We start from the raw sequence: 3725 nt of genomic DNA, 5'->3' as shown, positions 1-3725 counted from the left end.
GGTAGCAAAACTACTCAAAAAGCAAAAAGGTAGAGGTACCTGGTGTGGGCAATTCTTTACCCCATCAGATTTAATTGAAATAGACCACATTGTACCTAGAAGCCAAGGCGGAAAGGATGACTACAAGAATATTCAATTATTACATCGCCATTGTCACGACGATAAAACAGCTCTTGATGAAGAGATGATGCTGTACTCTTAACAAGGAGACGGTCAAACTAGGAGCCGTATGAGGTGAAAGTCTCAAGTACGGTTTTGAATGGGAGGGGTAGACCGTGAGGTCTATCTCGACCCCTAATTAATCTCCTAATACAAGATAATTATCTTGATTATCAGGGTCTGATAGTGCTTTGATGATTACACCATCATCCGTTACATAACGTTTGGTTAGATTAACAGCAGCGGCTATTTCAGTTGGTCTCAGTCCGTACATTACTGTCATACCCGTTACCCATAAMCAGCTATGTCGGGATGATTGATGTTGTGAGTTTCTGATGGTATAGGCTTCCTGTTTGGTGTTAAACCACCAATCTTTAAAGGCATTAATGCCTATACGCTGCTTAACGGTGAATCGTGTTTGTTTAGGGTTAATAGGCTCAAGCTGTTTAAGCAAATGGTCTTTGTTAGGTGATTTCTTAGCTATGGCTTTTAAGATGTAGTAACGTTCTTTAAATGTTTTGGAACCTACTAATTGTTCTCCGTTCTGTAGGGGAGTGTATAGCATAACCTTGAAACTCTCCCAGCTAGGGTAATCATCCCAGTTAGGGAACAATCTGAAATATGCCTCTTTAGTAGACTCGTAAGATGCTAAGTCGCTAGCGATATCGCGGGAGCGTGGTCTTCCTGTGTTGCGGTTGTAACCCGCAAAATACTCATCCTCTAGTTGTTGGAATATTTCCCGATAGGTTATCAGATTATCCTCAATCTGGTTCTTTCCTAAGATAGTCGCATCGTACCAGTTCCAAAATTCACTAGCGCTAGTAATGGTTCCCNAAGGCTTCTGATACCAGTTTAGCTTTCTTAACCCCGTCTATCACCCCTTGAGGTGTACACTCAAGATTAGCTGTCTTGGGTAGCCGTTTCCCGGTAGGTGGTTGCTTAAACTGCAATAGTAGGTTGTACCTAGCCCCGGACTTTTGTAGTTTGAGTGTCACTCCTTTGGGACATTCCCCCTTAAACTCCTGATAGGCTTTCAAGAATCTAGCGTAACTCTCATTATAGTTACCCTTTCCCCCTACTGTAGGGGTATCAGTAGCGTTACTCATTTTTTACTCACTTGTTATCCTGTTATGGCTTTGAGTAACACCTAAGTAACGGTAGAATAGGGGTTGTAGGCTATGTAGACGCTTTAATTCCAGTCGAGTGTTTAGTGAAGTGCTGTAGCCTGGGAATTGGTGGGGTGATTAAAGCCTTAAACCGTAAATATACTCATGGGAATAGGATGGGGGTTGGTCTCAGGTTTGATGGGGTGAATAATCTCGCCCGTCATGGGTATATGTATGGGAAAAATCTTTAAGTTATATTAAGGTTTGAATGGCTAGAGATTGGCTGTGGTATGGGTGTTGATCGCCCTAAGAATTGTGGAAATTTGTATGTCAAGTTAAAAGGTTAAATAAATCGGAAGTAATCAGGGGTGAGCGGAATCTTGTTCTAGGATGGGAGCATAGCAATCACCTACATGGAGTATCTATGGATATGTTAGCAGAACAGGTCATGACTTTAACGAATAAAGTGGATGCGCTGTATGAAGTAGTCATGCAACTACGCGGGAATATTCCTAGGGATGATTATGGTTTTTCGGAAATGTTTTCATCGACTAGGACTGATGAAGAAGCATTGACAGATACCTGTGTGGTGATGGAAGAAGCAGATATCGATGCTCCTAAACACAATGGTAGATTATACGCAGTTCCTTGCCAATCAATTCCGGTAAAAGGTGAGGACTACCAGGGGACACACAAAGATATTTTAAGTGATGATTACTATGTCAATAGCAGCACTATGGTTAGCAAAGAAACCATGTTAAGTGCGGATGTTCAGATCCAGCGCTTGACAGCCCAGCTTACTGCTGCTTACAATCGCATTGCAGCCCTAGAAGAACAGTTATTGTCTAAGCGGATGCGTGCTTGAGAGGGTGAGGGGATCAGAGATGGCGAGCAAGTTGTTCGATTTGTGTAAGTAACTGGCTCGATGTCCATTGGCGGAACAAATAGGAAGCGATCGCACATCCTCCCGCACCGACACCTTCTTTAACATATCCTTGTTCAAATGCTTGTAGTTGGGGGTAATGGGAATGGGTAAAATCGAGTTGGGTTGCCAATAAGGGAACCGGAGCGATCGCCTTTGCGAGTCCGACAGTGTCCCCTGTGGTATCTTCTGCGACCCAGCGAGTAGTACCAACAGCGACCCGTCCCGGACACCAGGAAAGATTTTTAGCAGAAGCGATCGCCTCAGCCAAAGCATAAACGGCCAGCATTTGGGTTCCCCCCGCCAAAAGAACGCCGACCCGGCGACTAGCAGCAATAGTCATAGCAGCAACGACAATTTGCATAGGGTCGCCAACAGCAGCAACCAGTGTCAGGGGATCGACTTGACCTGGGGTAATTTTCGCCGCCCGGAGTCCGGTGGTAACTATGGTTAATTTTTGGTCATGGTTACACTGGGGGTGGCTACTGTTGACTTTACCGGCGGCGGGAATTCCCAAACCCATCAACACAGCCAGGGCGGTGGTAGTTCCCCCGACGACACATTCTCCGATGATCACATAACTATGATCAGCCTCAGCCGCAATGCGATCGCCCCAAGCCAACCCAGACTCAAATAGATGTTGAACTATGGTAGAGTTCAAAGCAGCGCCGGAACTGAGGCAATTAGCGGGGACTCCTCCGAGATCGATGGTGGGTACAGAAGGAATTACGGGAACCCCAGCATTAAATAAATATAAGGGAATATTCAGCGCCGCCACTACGGCCCGCGAAATCAGGACAGGGGAAGCGCCAGCCACCAAAGGCGGTAAAGGATAACGAGGAGATGGCACAGGACCCAAGGCCAGAAATTCAGCATCTGCGAGATAGGTGCGGCGGCGATCTGCAGGATTCGCCCCAGCGGCGGAAATTCCCGGAATTAAACCCGTTTGGGTAAATCCCAAAACACAGGCAAAAATAGGCTTTTGATTGCGATAGTTGCGTAACCAAGCCTGACCATTACGGGGCTGTGTATAAATTCGGATTGCCATTAKTCGTCATAGTCGAGCAAAATCTGTACCCAACGGGGAGGGCGGGGAATAGGACTTTTAAGGCGATCGAGCATCAACAGAGACACCAAATGCACCACAAACAGATAAACGATATTATTAGCCAAAACCATCAATACAGCGAAAATCTGAATAAATAGTAAACTTGGGGGTGCAAGTACCCCCAAGCGAATAAAGATAGACTCTAGCAGTTGTGCAATTTGGGTAGTGGCATAAACCCACAAATCCCGACCCAAGAGAATTGACAGCAACCAGTAACGGAAAAAGAAGCCAATAGCGCCAATTAAGGAGCCGATCGCCACAGTCACCGGCCACATAGCGCCTCGTTTCCACAAACCCCCCAGCACCACACCCATCCAACCATAGGGGATAACATAGAGAATGCTGCGTGTAGGACCCATTAACACGGTCAAAAGTAACCCAGAGGTTACAGCACCCATAATCGCCGCACGTCGGTCCCAGCGCAAATATA

The 3725-nt window shown here is 46.1% G+C and carries 4 protein-coding genes and 1 pseudogene; 2 read left to right on the top strand and 3 right to left on the bottom strand.

Features of this window, described 5'->3' with window-relative positions; translation table 11 throughout:
• Window positions 1-202, top strand: a 202-nt coding sequence (locus B9T16_RS26735) for an HNH endonuclease (protein ID WP_410246181.1), incomplete at its 5' end; no start/stop codon positions are given.
• A gap of 99 nt (window positions 203-301) precedes the next feature.
• Here B9T16_RS26735 and B9T16_RS26730 read toward each other — a convergent pair.
• A pseudogene (locus tag B9T16_RS26730) lies at window positions 302-1265 on the bottom strand (recombinase); the annotation flags it as partial.
• Between the two features lie 448 nt (window positions 1266-1713).
• Here B9T16_RS26730 and B9T16_RS26725 point away from each other — a divergent pair.
• Window positions 1714-2130 (top strand): hypothetical protein, encoded by a 417-nt coding sequence (locus B9T16_RS26725; protein WP_410246180.1) that lies wholly within the window; start codon window positions 1714-1716, stop codon window positions 2128-2130.
• A 13-nt stretch (window positions 2131-2143) separates the two neighbouring features.
• Here the strand turns inward: B9T16_RS26725 and cobT are convergent, their stop codons facing one another.
• Both cobT and B9T16_RS26715 read right to left on the bottom strand, forming a co-directional pair.
• Entirely contained in the window at window positions 2144-3235 is a 1092-nt protein-coding gene (gene cobT, locus B9T16_RS26720) for a nicotinate mononucleotide-dependent phosphoribosyltransferase CobT (protein WP_410246179.1), read from the bottom strand.
• The coding region (locus B9T16_RS26715) for a DUF2232 domain-containing protein (RefSeq protein ID WP_410246178.1) at window positions 3235-3725 on the bottom strand (491 nt) is incomplete at its 5' end. The genes cobT and B9T16_RS26715, both read right to left, overlap by 1 nt.

This window comes from Arthrospira sp. PCC 8006, from assembly GCF_046480465.1.
Lineage (GTDB): Bacteria > Cyanobacteriota > Cyanobacteriia > Cyanobacteriales > Microcoleaceae > Limnospira > Limnospira platensis.
The sequence above is the reverse complement of the archived record's forward strand: the minus strand, read 5'-3'. Positions and strand labels throughout refer to the sequence as shown.